This window comes from Methylocaldum marinum (assembly GCF_003584645.1).
GTDB lineage: Bacteria > Pseudomonadota > Gammaproteobacteria > Methylococcales > Methylococcaceae > Methylocaldum > Methylocaldum marinum.
Genome location: NZ_AP017928.1, coordinates 4,291,520 through 4,314,499, shown reverse-complemented (window position 1 = coordinate 4,314,499; position 22,980 = coordinate 4,291,520). Strand labels below are relative to the sequence as shown.

Below are 22,980 nucleotides of genomic sequence, written 5' to 3'. Positions count from 1 at the left end.
TCAGCGGGTCGATTCCACCCCGCCGCGAGATTGCGGAACAAGGCGTAATGCCGGACCATAAATAGGAAATACGGGCATGGACAACCTCTCCGATATCCCATGAATTCCGAACTCGGCACCTCAGACTCGATCACCGGCGTCAAAGGCATCCTATTCGACCTCGATGGGGTGCTTTGCGTAGGCTCACGCGCCATCGAAGGGGCCCCGGACGCCATCCGGCGCATTCGCGCCGAGGGCTATCCGTTTCGTATCATCACCAATACCAGCACACAGGCCCTAGCCTCGCTGCACGAGAAACTGCGGAAACTCGGTTTCGACATCGGTCCCGCTGAAATTCTGAGCGCTCCGCAGGCGGTCTTGGGCTATCTGAAACGCCGTGGTTCGCCACTCTGCGCCCTGCTGCTGACCGAGGACGTCAAGCGCGATTTCGCCGGTGTTGCCGAGGTCGACATCGAACAGGCCGAATATATCGTCGTCGGCGATATCGGCGAAAACTGGTCCTACGGCTTGCTCAACCGTGCATTCAACCGACTGATGCAGGGCGCGGGGCTGGTCGCCGTCCACAAAAGCCGATTCTGGCAGACCGAAACGGGCCTCAGGATGGATATCGGCGGATTCGTCGCAGCGTTGGAATATTGCAGCGGTGTCGAGGCCACGCTGATGGGAAAACCATCTCCGGATTTCTTCCGAATCGCCCTGGAGGATATGGGCGTGAACGCAGGAGAAGCCGCCATCGTCGGGGACGACATCGATTCCGATATCGGCGGCGGCCAGAAGGCCGGACTGACGGGTATCCTGGTTAAAACCGGCAAATATCGGGATCGCTATGTACAGACGTCATCCATCCGGCCCGACCGGATCATCGACTCCGTGAACGAACTACCGGCCTTGCTGGGCCTCTAAACGGGCGTGAAGGAAGCACCGCGAGATCTCAGGTATGCGAGAACCGGAATGTAGACGGCGTAATATGCCTCACTCGATTCGAGGCAATAGCAATAGGCCACCTGCTCGGAGCGTGTCGAAGCGTTTCTGGCCTATCGGCATCGACTCTCTTGGTAGAAGACAGGTTAAAAGGAGCGTTGAGTCCGGATGTCCATGACCATACATACCGGCACGATCGCTCATGTGCGGGGCGATCCGTTTGGCGCGGAAGAGGCGCTGGAAATCATCGAGCAGGGCGCGCTGGCGATAGACCGATCAGGCCGGATTGGCCTGCTCGGAGAACGCAATGCCGTCTTCGAGGCATTCCCGAATAGCGAAATCATCGACCACGGCAACGCCTGGCTGATCCCCGGCCTCATCGATGGACATCTGCACTTCCCTCAATTCTACGCAACCGCAGGCCCCGGAAACGGTTTGCTGGATTGGCTGGAAAATACCGTCTATCCGGCCGAGGCCAGCTTCGCCGATGAACTCTTTGCCCGGGCTGCTGCGGAACGATTCGTCAGGCATCTGCTGGCTTGCGGAACGACCACCGCGATGGTTTTCGGCTCACAGTTCTACGACGCGAATCTCGCCCTGTTCGACGCGGCCGCTCGATCCGGCATTCGACTGATCACCGGCATGACCTTGATGGACCGAAACGCACCGCCGATACTGTTGCGAACCGCCGAACAGTCGCTCGATCCGGTCGAAAAGCTCATCGGCTTGTGTCGAACTACCCCGCGGCTGTACTACGCCATAACGCCCCGGTTCGCATTATCCTGTTCGCCCGCGTTGCTGGAAATGTGCGGCGCGCTGCTGAAATGCCATCCGGAAACCTATCTGCAAACCCATATCAACGAAACTCGAACGGAGACTGCCGCGGTGCGGGCCGCATTTCCACGAAGCCGGCACTATCTCGACGTTTACGACGGTTTCGGGCTGATCACGGAACGTACGATGCTGGCTCACAGTATCCATACCACGGATGCCGAACTGGACCGCATGGCCGAAGCGGCCTGTGCCGTTTGCCACTGCCCCACCAGCAACGCCTATCTTGGAAGCGGGTTGTTTCCGCTGCAAAAACACTTGACACGCGGGATCCGGGTGGCAATGGGTACCGATGTCGGTGCCGGTACGCAGTTTTCCGTGTGGCGCGAACTTTCGCAAGCCTATAAAGTGCAACAGCTGCGGGACTGCCGTTTGGATGCTTGTCACTTGCTCTATCTCGCGACGCTGGGTGGAGCAAAGGCACTCGGCCTCGAGCATGAGGCGGGCAGCTTCGAAACGGGAAAAAGTGCCGATTTTTTCGTGCTCGACTACGAGCAGGACTCATATCTTGCCGCGCGGCTCGGTCGCTGCGAAAACGCAATGGATCAGCTGTTTTGTTTGTTGCACCTGGCGGACGAGCGGCACGTTGGTGCGACATACGTCCATGGACGGTTGGCGGCACCGCGCAATAGATCTCTGCCCTAGTGTCACATTTTCGTAACCATGCTCAGGCAAACTGGATCTCTTGCGTCCAGCAGCAAAATCTCGAAGCCATAATGACTGTTCATCTCGGCAGGCAGACATCACTCCCCGTCGCGAAGCGGTTTTTTCGATGAACGATCCGCTCGATCAAAGCGCCCGGCAGCAAAGTCACTCCTCCAAATCGCTCCCCGCCGGACCGACCCTGGCCATGCTCGCCCATCAGGGTACTCCCGGCCGCATTCGGGTCAAAATCCTCGGCCTTTACCGCTCGGAAGACATGAAGCAAGCACTCGAAGCGCTGCCGGGAAAAAGTCGCTGGATCGTATCGGTCAGCGCCAATCCGCTCACCGGCACAGCCCTGGTCCGGTTCAGAGCGGAGCAGCCTGCCGCCCTCATCCTCGCCGAACTCGAGTCTTGCGCCCGAATACACCGAAACTCCAAAACCGAGTCCGACAGGCCGAACAAGAATCAAGGACATTCCCGCGTCAACGAATCCGGCGTATTCGGAATCGGACCGGCGAACAGCAGAAAGTCCGTTCCCGGAAAACCGCCGCTTCACGTGGTCGAGAATTCGGATTTCGAAAATTCTTCCGAGAGTCGACTCTGGCACACGATGGGAGCCGACGAGGTCCTCGCGACACTGGATTCGGGTCGGGGCGGCTTGAACGGGAAACTTGCCAAGGACCGTCTCCGCCGGCATGGACCCAATACCTTGCGCCAACAAAAGCCGCGTTCGGCCATGGCCATGCTTGCGGCGCAGTTCATGAGTCCTCCGGTCGCATTGCTCGGCGTGTCGGCGGTGGTTTCCATTGCCACCGGCGGTATTGCCGACGCCGTGGCCATCCTTGGCGTAGTGCTGATCAACGCCGGCATCGGCTATTTCACAGAAAGTGAAGCAGAAAGAATCATCGGTTCTCTGGCCACGCTGACGCCGACCCGGACACTGGCCATCCGCGATGGCGAAAGAACGGAAATAGCGGTCGAAAACGTGGTGCCGGGCGATGTTCTCGTACTTGAGCCGGGCACCTTCGTCGCCGCAGATGCTCGCCTCATCGCCAGCAGCAGACTAACCGTCGACGAATCCGCTCTGACCGGGGAAAGCCTTCCCATCGGCAAGCATCATGACGCTTTCGCTGCCGCGGATACCCCTCTGGCCGACCGCAAGAATATGGTCCATCGCGGTACCGTCGTCACCGGCGGCAGCGGGACGGCCGTAACCGTGTCCACCGGGCGCCGCACCGAGATCGGCGTCATTCAATCCCTGGTAGGGACCGTTAAACCGCCGGAGACGCCGTTGCAGCGCCAGTTGGACCATATGGGCACGCAGCTCGCGCTGTTTTCCGGCGGAATCTGCGCGGCGATGTTCGGTCTCGGCCTGCTGCGCGGTTTCGGCTGGCTGCAGATGTTGAAATCTTCGATCTCGCTGGCCGTCGCGGCGGTTCCGGAAGGCTTGCCGACGGTGGCGACTACCACCCTGGCCCTTGGAATCCGACGAATGCAAGGCCGCCACGTACTTGTCCGGCAATTGCCCGCCGTGGAGAGTCTCGGTTCGGTGCGAACCCTTTGCCTCGATAAGACCGGAACACTCACCGAAAACAGGATGCGTGCCGTAAGCATCGAAATGCCGGAGATCTCCGTGACCCGCGCGAACGGCAGCTTATTGGTAAACGGAGAACCGCTCAATCGAGCCGAGCTGAAAGACCTCGACCGACTGCTTCAAATCGTATGCTTGTGCAGCGAGGTCAAGCTGATCGAAAACGGGGACGGGTTCCAGCTCGACGGAACACCCACCGAGTCGGCTTTGGTCGAGATCGCTTTGGACGCGGGCGAAGACGCAAGAGTACTCCGCAAACGCCACCGGCTCATCAAAACCATACATCGGGCCGAGGACCGTCCGTACATGGCCACGCTTCACGAGACCGGAGACGGCAAATTTCTGGTAGCGGTCAAGGGCAGTCCGGCAGACGTGCTCGGTTTGTGCACGCACAGGCTCAGTGGCGGCGAGCCCGTGAAACTCGGCGAAGCGCACATTGCGTCGATCATGACGCAAAACGAACGCTTGGCCGGCCAAGCGCTGCGAGTCCTCGGCGTGGCCTTCGGCTACGCCGAAAATACCGACACCGCGTCCGCCTGCCGGAATTTGATCTGGCTGGGCTTGATCGGCATGGAGGACACCGTTCGCCCCGGCATGGCCGAACTCATGGCCAGGTTCCACGATGCCGGAATCAGCACCGTGATGATTACCGGGGATCAGAGCCCGACCGCCTTCTCCGTCGCCAAACGTTTGGGGCTGAACGGAGACAAGACACTGGAAATCATCGATTCCGCCAGCCTGGACAAAGTCGACCCGGAACTGCTCGCAGGCATCGTCAAGGATACGACGGTATTCGCTCGGGTCAGTCCGGCGCACAAGCTGCGTATCGTACAGGCTTTGCAAAGAACCGGGCACGTGGTGGCGATGACCGGCGACGGCGTCAACGACAGTCCAGCCTTGAAAGCCGCCGATGTGGGCGTGGCGCTTGGCGGTCGCGGCGCCGAAGTGGCTCGGTCGGTCGCCGATATCGTTCTGGAAGACGACAATTTGCACACCATGATCAGCGCCGTCGAGCAGGGACGGACGATTTATTCGAACATTCGCAAGAGCTTGCATTTCCTTGTATCCAGCAACTTGAGCGAAGTCGAGATCATGCTGATCGGCACGGCTTTGGGTGCCGGCGAAGTGCTCAATCCGATTCAGCTGCTTTGGATCAACCTGTTGACCGACATTCTGCCCGGCCTCGGCTTAGCGCTCGAACCACCCGAGCAGGATGTATTGAAACAGCCGCCCCGCGATCCAACAGAGCCTATCGTACGGCGAGCGGATGCGGTACGCTTGATGCGCGAATCCTTGCTTCTCTCCGGCGGCGCCATGGCCGTTTACGGATTCAGCCTTAGCCGATACGGCTTAGCGACCAAAGCGGGAACTGACGCCTTCATGACCATCACGCTCGGCCAATTGCTGCACGCTTTCAGTTGCCGGTCCGAGCGCACCGGGGTATTCAACAGGGATAAGCGGCCGCCCAACCGGCTCCTGGATGCGGCCTTGCTGGGCTCGGCCGCGCTTCAAGTGGGCGCGGCGTTCCTGCCGCCCTTGCGCAATCTGCTTAGGCTCTCGCCCATCGGCATCCTCGATTGGATTGCGATCGCGGGTGGGGCTACGGCACCGTTCTTGATCAACGAGGGGCTCAAAACCGTCTCACGGCGGAAGGAGGGGCGAGCATGAAAAAGAGCTTTTTGTTTACGTCGGAATCGGTGACGGAAGGACACCCGGATCGGCTGTGCGACACGATCAGCGACGCTATCGTCGACCGGTTTCTCCAACAGGATCCGTACTCTCATATCGTAACCGAATGCGCCTTGTCGAAAGGCATCGCTTTCATCGCCGCCCGCTTCGCATCGAAAGCGACCGTGGACATTCCTGACCTGGCACGACTGGTCATCGGCGGAATCGGCTATCGCAAGGAGGATTTCGATGCCGCCGAATGCACCGTGGTTACCAGCCTCATGGCACAGCCCCTCGATCAGCGGTACGAATGGGACGAGCGGGAATTGAACGACAAGGAAATCGACCGGATCACCGTTCGCAATCAGATTACTCAGTTCGGCTTTGCTTGCAATCACACGACCGAACTGATGCCGTTTCCCATAACCATGGCCAACCGCCTGGCCCGGCAGCTGACCGTGGCGCGCGAGAGCAAGACCGTTTCCTACTTATCGCCCGACTGCACCACTCAGGTGGGTGTAGAATTCGAAAACGGAAAACCGGGCCGAATCCATAGCATTACCCTCATCGCCGGCCCTCAAGGCGGCGGTCAGGTCGATGCAGCCCAGCTCCGCACCGATCTCCTCAACCACGTGGTCAACCCCGCTTTTGCCGGCGAAACAGTTCGGCCGGACGATCAAACGGATGTCTTCATTAATCCTCGGGGCATTTTTCCGAAGACCGGCCCCGCTGCACACTCGGGGATGACCGGGCGAAAGTCGGCGAGCGACACGTATGGCGGTTACGCGCGGCATTCAGGATCGGCCTTGTCCGGAAAAGATCCCTGCCGGATTGACCGGGTCGGTGCCTACGCCGCTCGCTATGCCGCCAAAAACGTGGTAGCGGCCGGCCTTGCGGAGGAATGCGAGGTCCAGCTGAGCTACACGATAGGCCTGGCCCGGCCGGTGAGCATTCAGGTGATAACTTTCGGTACGGGTACTGTCGACGAGGATACGCTCAAGAACAGACTCGAAGACTGTATCGATTTCCGCCTGGGCGCAATCATCCGAAAATTCGGCTTGCGGTATTTGCCGGCGCTATACAAAGGGGAATTTTATCGATTGCTGCCCGCGCATGGACACCTGGGCACCTCGTTCACCGATCTTCCTTGGGAAACCGTCGATATCGCGAATCGCCTGTGCTGATCGCTATCGCATAAAGGAAAGCACATTCGCTTATGATTTTGGCGTAAGATATCGAGGCAGAACCGCCTAATTTCTTCTCCCACAGCCATTCCTCTCGACCTTAGTGATTCGGGCAGCTACTTTGGACGATCTGGACGCCCTTGTTCGGATCGAAGACCGATGTTTCGATACCGACCGCATTTCGCGGCGCAATTTCAGATATCTCCTCACCAAGGCGAATGCGGCGACCCTCGTGGATGAACAGTTCGGCGTCATTCGCGGCTACTCCATGGTGCTGTTTCATTCCGGCACTTCACTGGCAAGACTGTATTCCTATGCCGTCGACCCGCCCTACCGCGGCCAGGGCGTCGGCCGCGCCCTGGTTAAGGCATCCGAAGACTTAGCCCTGGATCGGGAGTGCGTGACTCTTCGGCTTGAAGTCCGGCGCGACAATCGCGCCTCGATCAAGCTTTTCGAGGGACAGGGATACCGCTATTTGGAAAGCGTGCCCGATTACTACCAGGACCACGCCTCCGCATTGCGGTTCGAGAAAAATCTGGCCCCCCATCTGAACCCCGAGTTGGCGCGGGTGCCCTATTATCAGCAAACGCTCGATTTCACCTGCGGTCCAGCCTCCCTGATGATGGCCATGAAGGGGCTTCAATCCGACATCGAACTGAACCGAAAACTCGAGCTGCGGCTGTGGCGGGAATCGACCACGGTTTTCATGACTTCGGGACACGGCGGATGCGGACCTTATGGACTGGCACTTGCGGCGTTTCATCGCGGCTTCGACGTCGAAGTGTACGTCAACGACGAAGGAGCACTCTTCATTACTTCGGTTCGGGATCCGGAAAAGCGCGAGGTCATGCAAATCGTACAGGAAGATTTCTTGGATGAATTGAAAGCGCTGCCGGTCAAAATCGTATATTCCGCACTGAACTGTCATGAACTTCAGGAAAAGATGGAGCAAGGCGGCATACCGGTGGTACTAATAAGTTCCTACCGGCTTTATCAAGAAAAATTCCCCCATTGGATCGTGGTGACAGGCTTCGATGAACATTATTTCTACGTACACGATCCTTATGTCGATTACCCGTCAGGAAAAACGGCTACCGACTGCATCAACATGCCTATACTGAAAAAAGATTTTCAACGCATGGCCCGCTATGGAAAGACCGGGCAAAAATCCGTTTTGATTCTTCGCAAGTCCAAGTCCCGCCGGCGCCACTGATATGTCCGTTCACATTGTCGTTGTCGAAAGTCTTAAAGACTGGCAGCCGGATTTTCCGTGCGTGCCGGTTGTTGCTGCCAGCGACTATCTATCAAAGGCCGAATACCTCAAGACCAAGGATGTGCGGGTTATCAATCTCTGCCGCAGCTATCGCTATTTGAGTACCGGGTATTTTTGCTCGCTCCTGGCTGAACCGCGCAGCCATCGCGTGATCCCAACCGTGAGAACCCTCACCAGCCTCAGCAGCAAGGCGATTTACAGCCTCAATGTCGAGGACCTCAACGGAACGATTCAAAAACGGTTCAAAAAGCGCGAAAGCAGAATCGACCAGACGTTCGAACTACCGATTTTCTTCGGTCGGTGCGAAGACCCCGATTTGCAGGACCTGTCCCGGCAAATCTTCGATCTGTTTCAATGCCCGCTGTTAAGAGTGGAGTTTCGTTACCAGGGCAAGTGGCATGTCGACACGGTCAAGCCAATGCATCTTGCCAGCGCCATGAGCGAGCCCAATCGCCGGTTGTTCATCGAAGCACTGAACAGTTATTTGGTCAAACCGTGGCGGACGCCCCGAGCCAGGAGCAGGTCGCGTTACGATTTGGCCATCTTGCGCAATTCTGCCGAAACCATGCCGCCCTCCAACGCCGGCGCATTGCAAAAGTTCATCAAGGCCGGAAAAAAGCTGGGTGTTGATGTCGAACTCATCGAGAAAAAGGACTATGGACGCCTGGCGGAGTATGACGCCCTCTTCATCCGCGAAACGACCAACATTGATCACTATACCTATCGGTTCGCAAGGAAGGCACAAATCGAGGGTATTGTCGTCATAGACGATCCAGATTCCATTCTAAAGTGCGCCAACAAGGTATATCTTGCTGAATTAATGGATGCGCACCGGATTTCAACTCCCAAAAGCAGAATTCTTCAAAAGGGTCACGCGGAATCCATGAATGGCGATATCGGCTTTCCCGTCGTCCTGAAAATTCCCGACGGCTCGTTTTCCCGAGGTGTATTCAAAGCCGATAACGAAGCAGAATTCAGAAATCTCACAGGAAAACTGTTCAAGGAATCGGATCTGATCCTCGCCCAAGAATTCCTTTACACGCCATTTGACTGGCGTATCGGCATTCTCAATGGACAGGCTTTGTTCGCCTGCCAATACTTCATGTCCCGTGCTCATTGGCAGGTCGTCCGGCACCGATCCTCCGGAAAAGCCGTCGAGGGAAATTTCAGGACTCTACCTCTCGAAGAGACCCCGAAATCCGTAGTTGATACCGCACTCGCAATTGCCAAGCTAATCGGCGACGGTCTCTACGGAGTTGACCTGAAGCAAACCGAGGACGGCGTATACGTGATCGAGATCAACGATAACCCCAACATTGATGCCGGTATTGAGGATCGAATCCTCGGCGACTTACTCTATCAGAGCATTATGGCCGAATTCGTGCGGCGTTTAGACAGCCAGCGGAACCACCGCTGAATGATGCCTGGTTAATGTAACGTTTTCAAACGGCAGGAGGGCAACATGGAGCTGGCGAGAGGATTCGAACCCCCGACCGGCTGATTACAAATCAGCTGCTCTACCGACTGAGCTACGCCAGCAATGGATATCTCGGAAAATCGTCTCAATTATATCATCATAAGGCAAAAAGAGTCGGTAGCGTGGCGAGGTAGTCCCGTCTAGCCGGATAGTGACTCGTCAACGCCGACGTTTTGCCGTCTGAGAACGTTCCTCACCGTCACCGTGATCGATGACTCGTTGCACCAAGGGTCGCGCGGAGAAATGGGTGCCGACGAACTTGCCGCCGGCTGAGTCGATCAGAGCAGGGTGTCCTTCTTGGTCGGGTGGATGCGGGACATCCGACGTCCCTCCCCAAGCTTCCTGGATTTTAGCGCCACAGCACGAGGTTCATTGGACACTTCGGACTTGCCGGACTCGCAAGAAAAAAGCCCCCCTTCGGCGTGAAGGAGGGCTCTAAGTAACGACCGTCGGTCGTGCATCCGTTACGGGCGCCGGTCGGACCGGCGCCCGTCGGAATTACATGAAGGACGGGATCAGCGGTGCGTCGATCTGAACGATCTGACGGCTACCCGCATCGTCGAAGAAGTACAACAGACCGGCGAAACGGCTGTCCGGATCGTAGATGATGTCGGACAGACGATAGACTTCCCACGCCGCATCGCTGGCGGTCACGTCAATCGTCCGCGTCTCACCCGGCTGCAGCGGGCTGTTGTCGCTCACTTCCAACCCATCGTCAGCCATCAGGTCTTCCGGATAACCGCTGGTGTCCTTGTATACGTCGCTATCCAGGAAGCGAACCGATGCCGTGTAGAACTCACCCAACCGTACCGGCTTGTCGCCACTGTTGGTCACGGTCAGCTTCATCCGCATCGCACGACCCGGCACACGGTAGCTCGCATCTTCCACTTTCACCGCAATCGTCGGCGGCGCCATCTCGATCGGCTGAATGCCTCTCATCGTACCGGCCTGCAGCGGAATGGTGATCGGGTATTTGCTGTTGGCGCTCGACATCGCGAAGATCACAATCAGGATCGTCGCCGCCGCAAAGCCCATGGCCACTTTCTTGTCACCGCCGGAGACTAGTTCGTCCGCACGGCCCGCTTCCACCATCAGGTAGCGCGGCAGGAAGGCCGGACGACGTACCCAGTACACAATCCAGGCAATGCCGATCGCATACCAGAAGACGTGCCAGAAGTAGGTGTTGCCTTCGTTATAGGTCTCAAGGTCAACCGTCTGACCGGTCAACGTGGTCACCGGGTTCTTGAACTCGCTCATCGAGCCTTCGATCGTGATCCATTTGCCGGGACCGATGATCGGACCACCGCCTTCCACGTTCATCATGGTGTGAACGTGCCAGTCACCCGGACGACGCGCCTTCAGCACCACGCGGAACTCGTAGGTCTTGCCGATTTCCAGGCGAACCGAACGCGGCACCAACTGGCCACCAATGTACGATTCCTTACGGATGAAAACCGGACCCGGGATACCGATGTTCAGGAACGCCGTATCGGGCTCCGCCACCGTCTCCGGCCAACCTTCGAACACATGGAATTTACCGGTGATTTCAACCGTGTCATTGACCTTCACCTTCTCTTTCGACCAGTTCAGATCGTACCAGTGAATGGTACGCATACGCATGAACGCCGCCTGCGATTTCTCACCGTGGGCCGACGCATTCGGCGCATAGAAACTGGTCGCGGCAAACGTGGCCAGCAAACCGACCATGGACCACTTGGCGATCCTGTCTTTCAGTAGTTTCATAGATTCTTCCTCTCTCGAGTCTATTCTGGTGTACCCGCCCTTCAAGCCCCCTCCCAGAGGGCGCTCAAAAGGCTCGGTGCGTTGTGCTTTTGTTCTTCCGAATTCCCGGTCCGATTAGGTCTGCTTCAAGAACCGAACCGTCGAGAACCAGCGACCCACGAAATGCCACATGAAGTAGATCAGGATCGACATGAAGGCCGAGAAGAATGCCGACACCGGCGCAACGTCTTTACCGAACGTTCTCAAAGTGCCTTTTTCAACCATGCGGATGTACTCCGGCGTACCGGTACGCACATAGTTGTAACCCTGAATGTCCGCAACCGACATCAGCATGCCGTTGTATTCCACCGGTACGTGCAGCGGCGCAATGACCGGCCAGTTGCCCGGATAGAAAATCAGGCCCCAAGCCATACCGCCCACAATCGCCGTGAACAGGTAGCTGCCCGAAAGCATCAGGAAGGTGTCGAGCAAAATCGCACCCGGAACCAGAACCGCCGGGAATACGAAGTTGATGGGGAAGTAGGTCCAGCCCCAGAAGTTGAAGTAGCGGTTGACCCATTCACCAAACAGCAGCGCCAGAACCGCAATGGTCGCACCCCACGGATTGCGGAACCGCTCCCAAGCCCACGCCTGGATCGCCGCCGGGAACGTCACCAACACAATCGGGGTCACCGTCACCCACAGTCGACGGTCTTTCCAATCCGACCAGAAGTCCCAGTCACCCATGGTCAACATGGCGTGAATGTGATACGAACCACACACTACAAAGAAGAAAATGAAGATCCCCAGGTAGTCAATAGTCCTGGAGACTTGCACTGCTTCGGCATGAGACCGAACCGCAGATTGAAGTGCGCTCATGAGTTACCTCCAAAAGTTCATTTATTGTCGTTCTAGATGACTGCCCGTCGCTCGGACCGCCATCGTCACGTCCAGTGCCGGGCGCAACGGCCGCGCCTTTCAGCACGCCCGCCACGCCCTTGTCCAAACTTATTTCGCGATCAGACCTTGATCTACCGCTTCACAGATTTCCTTGCCCATCAGGTTCGAGAAGCTCGCAAATACCTGCAGCAACACGCCCATGATCGCCAAGGCCAGCCAGCCGAAGATCACAAAGCCGTAGTGCAAGGGCGCTACGAACAACTCTTCCATGAACCAGAAGGTGTGACCCCATTCGTTCAGGCCAACGTTCGGCAGAATCATGAACGGACCGGTCCACAAAATCAGGTACGCCAGCGACAAACCCTTCGAAGCGCCGAAGTGCGGCAGGCGGGTATGCGCATACAGGAACGCGCCACCACCCGTGATGATGTAGATCGGATAGCTCAGGTAGAACTCGATGATGTGCGACGGCGTGAAGTCAGTGTCGCGAACAATCGTCTGGTGCCAGGTGCCGTCCTGCTCGGTGAAGTAGCTCGCACCCCAGTAAATGGCCCATGCATAGGCAAACAGCCAAATCAGGTGCGTCATGTTCCGGCGCAGTTCTTCCCGCGGAGCCAGGGCCGCCATGTTGCGGTCACGGGTCTTCCACAGATAGCCCCACAGAATCGAGGCCGTAACCACTTCCAGCACAATCTCCGTGTACAGGAAGTTCATCCAGTACGTCTCGAATTCCGGTGCGAACGAGTCCAGACCGGCCGACCAGCCGTAAACCCCTTCGTACCACCGTACCCACATGTAAAATACCGTGTACAGTACAAACGCAAAAGTCAGCCATTTGATGTCCAACAGCGGCTTATCTTGCGCCTCTACGCCACCAACAGTCGTTGCAGCCATAGTTTTACCTCCAAAGTTAGTACTCACTTCCAGTGCGTCTCCGCACCGCTACCTCAACTCGCTTCCCTGCCTTTCTTTTTCATTCCCGTCCCAGGAGTCTTCACCCCTGCGACAAAATGTCCCACTCCTAGGGTGCCGAGCAGTCTATCACTCATTCTTACCTTGTCAAGGCTATACGGAACGTTTCGGATGGCGGCGTCTGCGTGTATTTTCGGGCCTTGATGGGGGGATCGAAAGTCGGAGCCGGTGGCCCGCTTGAAGGGGTACTGACCTACCGCTTAAGGAAGCTCTGAATAGGCCCTCTCCCTCCGGGTGGTTGAGGGGCTGTTGGATCAATCAGTCGCACAGGTCGCTTCTCAGAATTGGAGACTTAATCAGAGCTTTCTTAAGGTTGTCACGGGAGGGATTGATCACTGTACCGAGAGCCTTGATGTTTGACACAGGAGAAATCCCGGGGCAAGTCAGTGGGAAAAGCCCCGCGATCGAACACCTCATATTTTACCGACAAGCTGCCCGAGTCTTAGAGGACCAAGGTTCCTCTACATTCACTCTCAGCCGGATCGCGTACGGCGCACGCGAATCGTTTTGCCGATTTTCGCGGTGCCAGCCGATCCGCAGTCCTTACTGGGGCCACCTCCAGTCGGCAAACTCCGGCTTGTCCACGCCGTGTTCGTACGCGTAACGGCTGCATTCGATCTGCATGTCGCGGAGCTGTTCCTTGACGTGGGCGCCCGCCACCAGCAGCCCCGGGACACGATTGATCACATCGATCGCCAGGCTGAATCGGTCGATTTCATTCTCGATAGCCAGCTCCAGAGGGGTATTGATGTTTCCCTTCTCCTTATAGCCTCGCACATGCAGATTCTTGTGATTGGTCCTTCGGTAGGCCAGACGATGGATCAGCCAGGGATAGCCGTGGAAGTTGAAAATTATCGGCCTGTCCAGGGTGAAAAGACTGTCGAAATCACGGTCGTTCAGACCGTGCGGATGCTCGCTGGCAGGCTGTAGCTTGAACAAGTCGACCACGTTGATGAAGCGGATCTTCAACGCCGGGAAATGTTCCCGCAAGAGCACGACTGCCGCCAGCGCCTCTTTTGTCGGTATATCGCCGCAGCCCACCATGACGACATCGGGTTCGTAGCCCTGATCGTTGCTGGCCCAGTCCCAAATCCCGATGCCCTTGATGCAATGCATTATCGCGGCATCCATGTTCAGATACTGCAAATGTTTTTGCTTGTCGGAAACGATCACATTGACGTTATAGGTACTTTTCAGGCAATGGTCCGCCACGCACAGCAGCGTATTGACATCCGGCGGCAGATAAATTCGGGTCACGTCCGGGCTCTTGTTGACCACGAGATCGAGAAAGCCGGGGTCCTGGTGCGTGAAGCCGTTATGGTCCTGCCTCCAAACGGTAGAGGTAATCAGCAGGTTCAAGGACGACACGGGCGCGCGCCATGGAATGTCATTGGCGATATCGAGCCATTTCGCAAACTGGTTAAACATGGAGTCGATAACATGAACGAAGGCCTCGTAGGTCGAAAAGAAACCGTGACGCCCTGTCAGCAGATAGCCTTCGAGCCAGCCCTCCAGGGTATGCTCCGACAGTACCTCCATGACACGCCCGTCGGGCGACAATTCGCCGCCGTCGGCATCTTCGGGCAAGTAGTCCGCCAGCCACATCTTCTTGCTGGCCTCATACATATCATCCAGCTTGTTAGAGGTGGTTTCATCGGGACCGAATACTCGGAAGTTGCCGGGATTCAAGCACAGAACATCGCGCAGAAGCCGCCCCAGGGGCCTTGTATTTTCCGACTCCGAGGCACCCGGTTTGGGAACCTCGGCCGCATATTCGCGAAAATCGGGCATCTTCAAAGCTTTTCGGAGCAAGCCTCCGTTAGCATGTGGATTGGCACTCATGCGCCGGCTTCCAACCGGTGCCAAGGCTTTCAGCTCGGGAACGAGCCGCCCGTCGGAATCGAACAGTTTCTCCGGCTCGTAACTGCGCATCCATTCCTCGAGCATCGCGAGGTGCTCCGGATTCCGAGCCACTCCGGCAAGCGGCACCTGGTGCGACCGCCAAAAACCTTCTATTTTGTGCCCGTCCACGGTTTTCGGCCCGGTCCACCCTTTTGGGCTGCGCAGCACGATCATGGGCCACCGCGGGCGGGTCACCGCGCTGCCGGATCGAGCTTCCTGCTGAATCCGGCGAATTTCCAGAACGCAATGCTCCAAGGTCGCGGCCATTGCCTGATGCATGGTTTCAGGATCACCGCCTTCGACGAAATAAGGGGTCCAACCGTAGCCCTCGAACAATCGAGTCAATTCGTCATGGGAAACGCGTGCCAGTACGGTAGGATTATTGATCTTGTATCCGTTGAGATGGAGGATCGGCAGCACGGCACCGTCCCGCACCGGATTGAGAAATTTATTGGAATGCCAGGAAGCTGCGAGAGCGGCGGTTTCCGCCTCGCCATCGCCTACGACTACGGCGACCAACAGATCCGGATTATCGAAAGCCGCGCCGAAAGCATGGGAAATACTGTAGCCCAGCTCGCCGCCTTCATGGATCGACCCCGGCATTTCCGGCGTGCAGTGGCTGCCGATGCCACCCGGGAACGAGAACTCCCGGAAAAACAGCCGCATTCCCTCTTCATCCTCGTTCTTATTTGGATAGATTTCGGAGTAGGTGCCCTCCAGATAAACCGGCCCGAGCACTCCGGGCGCTCCATGACCGGGGCCGGCGATGAAAATCGCGTCGAGATCATACTTGTTGATCAAGCGATTCAAATGAATGTAGCTGAAACTCAGACCGGGACTAGAACCCCAATGGCCAAGCAGGCGCTTTTTTATATGTTCCGGTCGCAGAGGCTCTCTCAGCAGAGGATTCTCCTTCAGATAAATCATCCCGACTGCAAGGTAATTGCACGCTCGCCAGTAGGCGTCGAGTTTTTGCAGCTCGTCGAGTTTGAGAGGGTTTTCCGCGATGATTGACGCCATAGCCTGACCTCGCTGTTTGTTAACCAATGAACCAAAACACAGAGCCGCTCGATCTCGGCCTCGATCAATGAATTCGCATCGATAGAAAGAAAAATATTCTAGTTTGACAAGCCAAGATGAACATAATTTGATGACATTTGTACGAGAGAGCTCGATGGTCCCGCCGGTCCACCAACCGGGCGGCCGCCGCTAAAAAACCAGCCGGAGTCAAGGCGGATCGCGTCATGAAGCGTACGGGATTTTGGACTCTATCCGAAGTCGCCCTAAAATGACCGCCTTCAAACATCCTCGGCACATCCGCTTTTGAACCCTCTCCGCAAGCTCGCCTCGCAAACCGTCATCTACGGCTTGAGCAGCATCATCGGCAGATTTCTCAATTATCTGCTGGTTCCGCTTTATACCTATACGTTTCCCGCCCGGGAATACGGGGTCGTTTCCGAGTTCTACGCCTATGCCGGGTTCTTTGCCATATTTTTGATCTTCGGCCTGGAAACCGGCTATTTCCGCTTCAGCAATCGGAAAGACCTGAAATCGGACACAGTGTACTCGACGGCACTCGGCTTCCTGATTTTGGCGAATTTAGCGTTCGTATCCGGAATCGTTGTTTTTCGCGAACCGCTTGCCGCGCTGCTTCGCTACCCGGAGCACCCGGAATACCTGGTGTGGTTCGGCGCGATCCTGGCGCTCGACTCCATCGCAGCACTGCCATTCGCCAAACTGCGGTCGGAAAACCGCGCCTGGCGTTTCGCGGGCATCAAGCTGATCGAAATCGCCCTCGCCATCGGACTCAATCTGTTCTTTCTGGTTTATTGCAAGAAAGCCGGCGAACTTTGGCCAAACTCGTTCGCAGCACGTTTGTATGATCCGGCCGTCGGCATCGGCTACATCTTCCTGGCCAATCTTGCGGCCAGCGCCTTCAAGCTCCTACTGCTCCTGCCGCAGTTCAAAAGCCTGAGGCATGGTCTCGATTCGAGACTTCTGAAGAGTTTGCTGGCCTACTCGCTACCCATGGTGATCATCGGCTTCGCGGGAATGGTCAACGAGATGCTTGACCGCGCCATTCTGAAATTTCTTCTGCCCTACGATCTCGCGACGAATATGCGCATGCTGGGCATCTACGGCGCCTGCTACAAACTGTCAATTCTGATGTCTCTGTTCATACAGGCATTCCGTTACGCCGGCGAACCCTTCTTTTTTGCCTATGCCGGACGGGCAGACGCCAAGCGTGCTTACGCTTTGGTCATGAAATATTTCGTGATCTTCTGCGTATTCATCTTCCTGCTGGTGACCTTGTACATCGACTTGTTCAAGTATTTCGTCGGAGCCGAGTACAGGGAAGGACTCGATGTCGTGCCAATCTTGCTCATGGCCAACCTGTTCCTGGGGATTTACGTGAATCTTTCCATCTGGTACAAACTCACCGACCGTACCCTGATGGGCGCGTGGGTATCGCTGATCGGCGCCGTTTTGACCATAGGGCTGAACATATGGTGGATTCCGATCATGGGCTATCAGGGCTCGGCCTGGGCGACGCTGGCGTGTTATGCCGCGATGACCATCATTTCGTACGCGCTCGGCCAATATTACTACCCGGTACGTTATCCGATCGGGAAAATCGCGGCCTACCTGCTACTCGGACTTTTGCTGTACGGCGGCCACAAGCACCTGGTGGAATCATGCGGCTGGACACCCTGGGCTATCGGCTCGGCTTTCCTGGCACTGTACCTCCTGATTGTCGCCTTGGCGGATGTGCGGCCCCTGCTCGGAAAACGGCAACCGGCACGGAAGCACGCTCCGGACGAAACGCGGCCGACCGGCACTCAATAGCGGTCGTACGGCCCCGCCGCATGTCTCAGGTGCTGAGCCAGATAATCCGGACGATGCATCGGCCCGACCAATATCAGGCCTGCCAGGAAACCGCCGACATGTGCCCAGAACGCCACGCCGCCCCCGGCCTCCTGCAGCGCAGGCAATCCGCCGGCGATTTGGATGAAGAACCAATAGCCCAGCATGGCAATCGCCGGCAACGCCACCGTAGTCACATAGAATCCGAGAAAGATCAGGGTCACGATTCTCGCCCTCGGATAAAGCCGGGCGTACGCACCCATGACCCCGCCGATGGCACCTGACGCGCCCACCATGGGTATGGCCGCGGCCGGATCGGTGAAAATCTGGGCGGCAGCCGCGGCCAGGCCGCAGGCGATATAAAAGATAAAGAACCGGATCGGCCCCATCGCGTCCTCGACATTGTCGCCGAATATCCACAGGAACCAGAGATTCCCAATGATGTGAAACCACCCCCCGTGGAGAAACATGTGGGTCACCAAGGTTAGAACGGTGGTATCTCCGGTGAGCTCGCAACCCAGGTTCTCTCCGAGAGGAATAATGGTTCCTGCCGGCACGCGGTCGAACAGCTCCCCCGGAATCAATCCGAGATTGCACAAGGACCATGCGAGCGGCTCACCGCTGCCCAAACCTTGGACAAAAACCCAACTAGCGATATTCAGGCCGATGATCACGATTGTCGCCACTGGCCGTCTGACTATTGGATTCTCGTCTCGTAATGGGAACATGGCTTCCTCGCATGATTTCTGAATAGGATTTATTAACCCTGCCGATAAATCCGGACCGAGCGGATCCGCAACCGGATACCCCGGCACCTGGCCGTGCAGACCGAGGCTCAGGCGTGTACCGGCCTCGTCGGCAGCCCGACAGATCAGGCGGGTATGTACGGGCCTGATTTTTGGAGAAGCATACAAGTTCCGCGACGCCCGCTTCCAGCATCATCCTCGTGTGATGCGCAGGAACAAAAGAAGCCAGGCCAGGAACCCAGTCGACCCTGCCTTCAATAAAGGTCGATCGGGTCAATGTCTATAGACCAACGGACTCGCTTCGCTTCATCAAGTTCCGAAATCCTGGGCAGCAGTGCCTCGATGTTGCCGTGAAGCAAATTACGCAGCCCGGATTGAAACAGCAGCTGATACCGCTGTCGCCCCGCGCGCCGCGCCATAGGCGCAGGCACCGGTCCCAGCACCTGCAGGTCACGCGAGGTCCGCTGGTTCGCCAGGTTTGCCACACGCTCCAAAAAACGCCGGGGCGCCTCGATATCGGACGCTTCGGCCCGCCATAGCGCCTGATAGGCAAAGGGTGGCAACAGCGCCGCGCGACGCTCCTCCGAACAGGCTTTTGCGAAGCCGGAGTAGCCCTCCCTGATCAACACGTGGAGCAACGGATGGCCCGGATGCCGAGTCTGCAGCACGACGGTTCCCATCCGCTCCTCCCGTCCGGCACGTCCGGCGACCTGGGTAACCAACTGAGCGGTCCGCTCGCCGGAACGAAAGTCGGTACTGTAGAGACCGGAATCCACGTCGGTGATTCCGACCAGTGTAACTCGGGGAAAATGATGGCCTTTCGCCAACATCTGAGTACCGATTAGGATATCCACCCGGCCCTCGTGAATATCGTTCAACAGGGCTTCCAATCGCCCTTTGCGCCGGGTGCTGTCGCGATCGATACGGACCGCGCGGGCGCCGGGAAATATCTCGCCCAGGGCTTTTTCCACGCGTTCCGTGCCCAGCCCCAAGGGACGCAAATCCTCGCTGCCGCAGCCGCTACACGATCCGACAAGGGACTGCTCGAAACCGCAGTGATGGCAACGCAGACGGTGATCACCGGCATGAACAACCAGGTTGGCATCGCAGCGGCGGCAGCGAGCCACCCATCCACAGGCATGACAAGTCAAGGTCGGCGCGAACCCTCTCCGATTGACGAACAACAAGGCCTGCTCACCCCGCGCCAAGGTCTCCGCGATATAAGCGATCAGCGCGGGCGAAAGCCCTTCGCGCAAGCGGTGTCCTCGAATGTCGAGCAGCCGAAAGCCGGGCTGGGCGGCTCCGCCCGCGCGGTGCGGAAGCCGTAAATGACGATAGCGTCCTTGCGAGACGTTGTAGACGCTTTCCAGGGAAGGCGTGGCCGAACCCAGCACGACGGGAATGTCGAGCAGACGAGCGCGCATAACGGCCACGTCGCGAGCCGAGAAGCGAAATCCGTCCTGCTGTTTGAATGACGTATCGTGCTCCTCGTCCAGAATGATCATCCCCAACGACTTCACCGGCATGAATACCGCGGAACGGGTACCGAGCAGAATGCTGACCTCCCCTCGCTGCATCCCCAGCCAGGAACGGCGGCGCTCAGCCTCGGTGAGACCGGAGTGAAATATCGCCACCGGAACCGAAAAGCGGCTGCGGAAGCGGGCTTGCAACTGAGGGGTTAGGTTGATTTCCGGAAGCAGAATCATGATCTGCCCCCCTCGAGCCAATACCTCTTGCGTCAATTGCAGATAGACTTCGGTCTTGCCGCTGCCGGTGACGCCTTCCAGCAGAAAGGCTGTGTAGGCTCCCAAGGCCGCCCGCACGGCGGCAATCGCTTCCTGCTGGTCAGGATTGAGCGTGAAAGGCGGCGACACGGCTGAATGACATGCAGGTGCATCCGCTTCCCGATTCTCGCACCAGGATGCCAGCCCTTTGCGAATCAGACCCTCGGCGGCACTGCGCCAATCCCAATCCAGCTCTCCAAGCCGGCTATGAGGAACGCCGTTCGGATGCTCCCGGAGCAGCCTGATCAAGGCCGCTTGACGAGGGGCTCTCGCGCACGCTTGTTCCGCCGACGCCAAATCCTCCGTGCTCGGGCGCAGAAGCCTTTCTCCCGCCCACTCGGCGGCACTGCCTTTGCGCAACAGGACGGTCAATGCCGCCGCGACCACCTCGCCGATCGGATGGTGATAATACCGGCTGGCCCAACTAAGCAAGCGAAGATCGTCGGGAGACAGCAGAGGCTCGCTGTCGAGTATCGCCGAAGCCTCCTTCAAACGTCCACGGTCGACCTCGGGCTCGTCGGCAAGCCCCATAAGCATGCCGAACTTTCTGCGGCGCCCGAAAGGAACTTCCACGCGGACGCCGGGTTTCAGGTCAGCCGCATCCGTGCCGGCCGGAGGAACGTAGTCGAACAGGCGCCGTAGAGGCACCGAGACCGCAACCTTCAGAATCTTCGTCATGTTCGACCAATCGCCACAAAATCCCGGTAGAATCGGGAAAGCCGCAACACCCTTTGCACGAAAGCAAAAACTTGCTTATCCACAGTTTCTGTGGATAACTTTGTGGAATAGGTGTCGGGAGACTGCCGGAAAAAGCATGGCGACTAGGCTTTCATTAAATTGTAAAACTTTTGGTCAAAACTTATATTTATATTTTTATCAAAGACTTATAGAGGCTTTGAAAAACGGGTTCGCAGCTTCACGGATTCACATTTTTCCTTGACAAACAATTTGAATACACTGTTGATAAGTCGTCCGACGACACTAACCGAAAATCAAGCGTTTAACCATCTTGCAATGAAAGACAACTGTTTATCGATGGAGGATCTATGGAGATTTATCATTTACAGGTATTACGTACCGACGCTTCCGGCATGCCGCTGGAATGGATAGGCTACCAACAGGCGGCAAAACTTTATCATCTCGGCGAAGTAGCCTATAGCTGCGGTACCCACCTGTACACGTTGAGGGGCGGCATCAATGCCAGGACCGGCAACCGCAGCCTGATCGAGGTCAATTCGATCATCGCCACCTACCATCATCATAACAACGGCTACGGCATCGACCCCAACTACGTGCCGCCTCTGAGCAATCCCGCCCTGTTCCGCCGCGACAACAATCTTTGCCTCTACTGCGGCCACCGGTTCCTCCACCGGGACCTTTCCCGTGACCACATCACCCCGATCAGCCTCGGAGGAGCCGACACCTGGAACAACGTCGTAACCGCGTGCAAGCGCTGCAACAACCATAAAGCGGGGCGCACCCCGGAACAAGCCGGAATGCAGCTACTGGCCATTCCGTTCACCCCGACACATGCAGAATACGTCTATTTACAGGGACGCCGGGTATTGACCGATCAAATGGAATTTCTGAAAGCGCATTTTCCCCGCAAAAGCCCTTTGCATCAGCGCTTGAGTTAGCACCTCGGGAAGCCCGGGAGGACTTAGAACGTTCGAACTGCCATGATGCAAGCACAACCGGCTCAGTGCTTGCCGATTTTGCCCGAACCAACCAGACGGATTGCTTCCCAAAGCAAGGGCACGGCCGGCGCAAGAACCTGCCCGCGCCTCACCTGATAAATCGCCATTCCCACCAATAAAACCAAAAAAGCCGACTGCAAATCGACTAACCCGCCGCTCAGAGAGGCAAGCCCTCTGTCGAACGCCTCGAGACCTTTGGTAGCCTGTTGCCCCAGCGTCCGGGCGGCTGTTGCCGGCAAGGGTTTGACGGAAAACAATTCAGCTTGCTCGGCATACCTTATAACATCGGATGCAGGGACCGCCGCAGCATGAAACAGCAGAACACTGCCGGTATGCACATTGAACTCGACATTGGTAACGCCGGGACACTCGCTCAGACGGTCGGCCAGAACATCGAAAAAAGCCTTATCATTACGTTTGTCGGGAACTCTTAATCGAAATCGGCCGGAAAGTTCATGAACGATAAAGGCCGAGACCATCGTTCAGCCTTTCTGACTATTTTCCGCGGCGGCTTGCTGGGCCGCGTCCAATCCTTCGGCTGCCGCTGCCTGCTCCGCCAATTCCGCTCGAACCTCGGCCACCAGGTCTTCGAATGTTTCGCCCGCTTCCGCCGTCCATTCCCGGCCTTTTTCGAAGAGCAGTATGCCTGTTTTTACCGCCGCGCGTGCCGCCGGCCGCAGCGCCGGAGCCAGAACCACGCCCGCGGCCACCACGCCGAGCCCGAGCGCGACGCCCTTTGCAAGATCATTTTTTAGCAAATCGCCGAGACCAGCCATTGAAATCTCCCTGGACCCTAGAAATA

Annotated in this window: 16 protein-coding genes and 1 tRNA gene; 8 read left to right on the top strand and 9 right to left on the bottom strand. The window is 57.3% G+C overall.

Annotation, left to right across the window (positions count from 1 at the left end; all coding sequences use genetic code 11):
* Positions 1 to 99: 99 nt before the first annotated feature.
* From sS8_RS19275 to sS8_RS19250, 6 genes are all read left to right on the top strand, one after another.
* Positions 100 to 903, top strand: a complete 804-nt coding sequence (locus tag sS8_RS19275; RefSeq protein ID WP_119631183.1) for a TIGR01458 family HAD-type hydrolase — start codon at positions 100 to 102, stop codon at positions 901 to 903.
* A 192-nt stretch (positions 904 to 1,095) separates the two neighbouring features.
* Positions 1,096 to 2,397: a guanine deaminase gene (gene guaD, locus sS8_RS19270; RefSeq protein WP_232020365.1), complete on the top strand. Its 1,302-nt coding sequence runs from the start codon at positions 1,096 to 1,098 to the stop codon at positions 2,395 to 2,397.
* Positions 2,398 to 2,524: 127 nt separating this feature from the next.
* Positions 2,525 to 5,656, top strand: a complete 3,132-nt coding sequence (locus sS8_RS19265; protein ID WP_232020364.1) for a cation-translocating P-type ATPase — start codon at positions 2,525 to 2,527, stop codon at positions 5,654 to 5,656.
* Positions 5,653 to 6,840, top strand: coding sequence for a methionine adenosyltransferase (metK, locus tag sS8_RS19260; RefSeq protein WP_119631181.1), 1,188 nt, complete (start codon positions 5,653 to 5,655; stop codon positions 6,838 to 6,840). The genes sS8_RS19265 and metK overlap by 4 nt, the downstream gene beginning before the upstream one ends.
* A 121-nt stretch (positions 6,841 to 6,961) precedes the next feature.
* Entirely contained in the window at positions 6,962 to 8,053 is a 1,092-nt protein-coding gene (locus sS8_RS19255) for a GNAT family N-acetyltransferase/peptidase C39 family protein (protein WP_197716578.1), read from the top strand.
* A 1-nt stretch (position 8,054) separates the two neighbouring features.
* On the top strand, positions 8,055 to 9,530 hold the full coding sequence (locus sS8_RS19250) for a RimK family protein (protein WP_119631179.1): 1,476 nt from the start codon (positions 8,055 to 8,057) through the stop codon (positions 9,528 to 9,530).
* 46 nt (positions 9,531 to 9,576) lie between these two features.
* Here sS8_RS19250 and sS8_RS19245 read toward each other — a convergent pair.
* The 5 genes from sS8_RS19245 to sS8_RS19225 form a co-directional block, all read right to left on the bottom strand.
* Positions 9,577 to 9,652 (bottom strand) — tRNA-Thr (locus sS8_RS19245).
* Positions 9,653 to 10,088: 436 nt separating this feature from the next.
* Complete coding sequence (gene amoB, locus sS8_RS19240) at positions 10,089 to 11,333, bottom strand: bacterial ammonia monooxygenase, subunit AmoB (RefSeq protein ID WP_119629306.1); 1,245 nt, start codon at positions 11,331 to 11,333, stop codon at positions 10,089 to 10,091.
* A gap of 114 nt (positions 11,334 to 11,447) precedes the next feature.
* On the bottom strand, positions 11,448 to 12,191 hold the full coding sequence (gene amoA / locus sS8_RS19235) for a bacterial ammonia monooxygenase, subunit AmoA (RefSeq protein WP_119629307.1): 744 nt from the start codon (positions 12,189 to 12,191) through the stop codon (positions 11,448 to 11,450).
* A gap of 129 nt (positions 12,192 to 12,320) precedes the next feature.
* Positions 12,321 to 13,106 (bottom strand): bacterial ammonia monooxygenase, subunit AmoC, encoded by a 786-nt coding sequence (amoC, locus tag sS8_RS19230; RefSeq protein WP_119629308.1) that lies wholly within the window; start codon positions 13,104 to 13,106, stop codon positions 12,321 to 12,323.
* A gap of 621 nt (positions 13,107 to 13,727) precedes the next feature.
* The gene (locus sS8_RS19225) at positions 13,728 to 16,106 is read right to left on the bottom strand and encodes a phosphoketolase family protein (protein ID WP_119631178.1); all 2,379 of its coding nucleotides are present in this window, start codon (positions 16,104 to 16,106) and stop codon (positions 13,728 to 13,730) included.
* A 303-nt stretch (positions 16,107 to 16,409) separates the two neighbouring features.
* On the opposite strand from sS8_RS19225, the gene sS8_RS19220 reads away from it, so the two are divergent.
* On the top strand, positions 16,410 to 17,933 hold the full coding sequence (locus sS8_RS19220) for a lipopolysaccharide biosynthesis protein (RefSeq protein WP_119631177.1): 1,524 nt from the start codon (positions 16,410 to 16,412) through the stop codon (positions 17,931 to 17,933).
* On the opposite strand, the gene sS8_RS19215 is transcribed toward sS8_RS19220, so the two are convergent.
* Together sS8_RS19215 and sS8_RS19210 are read right to left on the bottom strand one after the other, a co-directional pair.
* Positions 17,927 to 18,637, bottom strand: a complete 711-nt coding sequence (locus sS8_RS19215; RefSeq protein ID WP_232020363.1) for a rhomboid family intramembrane serine protease — start codon at positions 18,635 to 18,637, stop codon at positions 17,927 to 17,929. The genes sS8_RS19220 and sS8_RS19215 overlap by 7 nt on opposite strands.
* A gap of 314 nt (positions 18,638 to 18,951) precedes the next feature.
* On the bottom strand, positions 18,952 to 21,159 hold the full coding sequence (locus tag sS8_RS19210; RefSeq protein WP_119631175.1) for a primosomal protein N': 2,208 nt from the start codon (positions 21,157 to 21,159) through the stop codon (positions 18,952 to 18,954).
* Between the two features lie 368 nt (positions 21,160 to 21,527).
* Between sS8_RS19210 and sS8_RS19205 the strand changes: the two genes are divergently transcribed.
* Positions 21,528 to 22,118, top strand: coding sequence for an HNH endonuclease (locus tag sS8_RS19205; protein WP_119631174.1), 591 nt, complete (start codon positions 21,528 to 21,530; stop codon positions 22,116 to 22,118).
* Between the two features lie 62 nt (positions 22,119 to 22,180).
* Here the strand turns inward: sS8_RS19205 and sS8_RS19200 are convergent, their stop codons facing one another.
* Together sS8_RS19200 and sS8_RS19195 are read right to left on the bottom strand one after the other, a co-directional pair.
* Entirely contained in the window at positions 22,181 to 22,657 is a 477-nt protein-coding gene (locus sS8_RS19200; protein ID WP_119631173.1) for an HMA2 domain-containing protein, read from the bottom strand.
* 3 nt (positions 22,658 to 22,660) lie between these two features.
* A complete protein-coding gene (locus tag sS8_RS19195) occupies positions 22,661 to 22,954 on the bottom strand; it encodes a DUF5132 domain-containing protein (RefSeq protein WP_119631172.1) in 294 nt (97 codons plus the stop codon).
* Between the last annotated feature and the right edge of the window lie 26 nt (positions 22,955 to 22,980).

What these genes read in the sequence shown, in the direction of transcription:
- sS8_RS19275 (WP_119631183.1), top strand. Translation starts at nt 100, where the DNA reads ATGAATTCCGAACTCGGCACCTCAGACTCGATCACCGGCGTCAAAGGC.
- guaD (WP_232020365.1), top strand. Translation starts at nt 1,096, where the DNA reads ATGACCATACATACCGGCACGATCGCTCATGTGCGGGGCGATCCGTTT.
- sS8_RS19265 (WP_232020364.1), top strand. Translation starts at nt 2,525, where the DNA reads ATGAACGATCCGCTCGATCAAAGCGCCCGGCAGCAAAGTCACTCCTCC.
- metK (WP_119631181.1), top strand. Translation starts at nt 5,653, where the DNA reads ATGAAAAAGAGCTTTTTGTTTACGTCGGAATCGGTGACGGAAGGACAC.
- sS8_RS19250 (WP_119631179.1), top strand. Translation starts at nt 8,055, where the DNA reads ATGTCCGTTCACATTGTCGTTGTCGAAAGTCTTAAAGACTGGCAGCCG.
- amoB (WP_119629306.1), bottom strand. Translation starts at nt 11,333, where the DNA reads ATGAAACTACTGAAAGACAGGATCGCCAAGTGGTCCATGGTCGGTTTG.
- amoA (WP_119629307.1), bottom strand. Translation starts at nt 12,191, where the DNA reads ATGAGCGCACTTCAATCTGCGGTTCGGTCTCATGCCGAAGCAGTGCAA.
- amoC (WP_119629308.1), bottom strand. Translation starts at nt 13,106, where the DNA reads ATGGCTGCAACGACTGTTGGTGGCGTAGAGGCGCAAGATAAGCCGCTG.
- sS8_RS19225 (WP_119631178.1), bottom strand. Translation starts at nt 16,106, where the DNA reads ATGGCGTCAATCATCGCGGAAAACCCTCTCAAACTCGACGAGCTGCAA.
- sS8_RS19210 (WP_119631175.1), bottom strand. Translation starts at nt 21,159, where the DNA reads ATGACGAAGATTCTGAAGGTTGCGGTCTCGGTGCCTCTACGGCGCCTG.
- sS8_RS19205 (WP_119631174.1), top strand. Translation starts at nt 21,528, where the DNA reads ATGGAGATTTATCATTTACAGGTATTACGTACCGACGCTTCCGGCATG.
- sS8_RS19200 (WP_119631173.1), bottom strand. Translation starts at nt 22,657, where the DNA reads ATGGTCTCGGCCTTTATCGTTCATGAACTTTCCGGCCGATTTCGATTA.
- sS8_RS19195 (WP_119631172.1), bottom strand. Translation starts at nt 22,954, where the DNA reads ATGGCTGGTCTCGGCGATTTGCTAAAAAATGATCTTGCAAAGGGCGTC.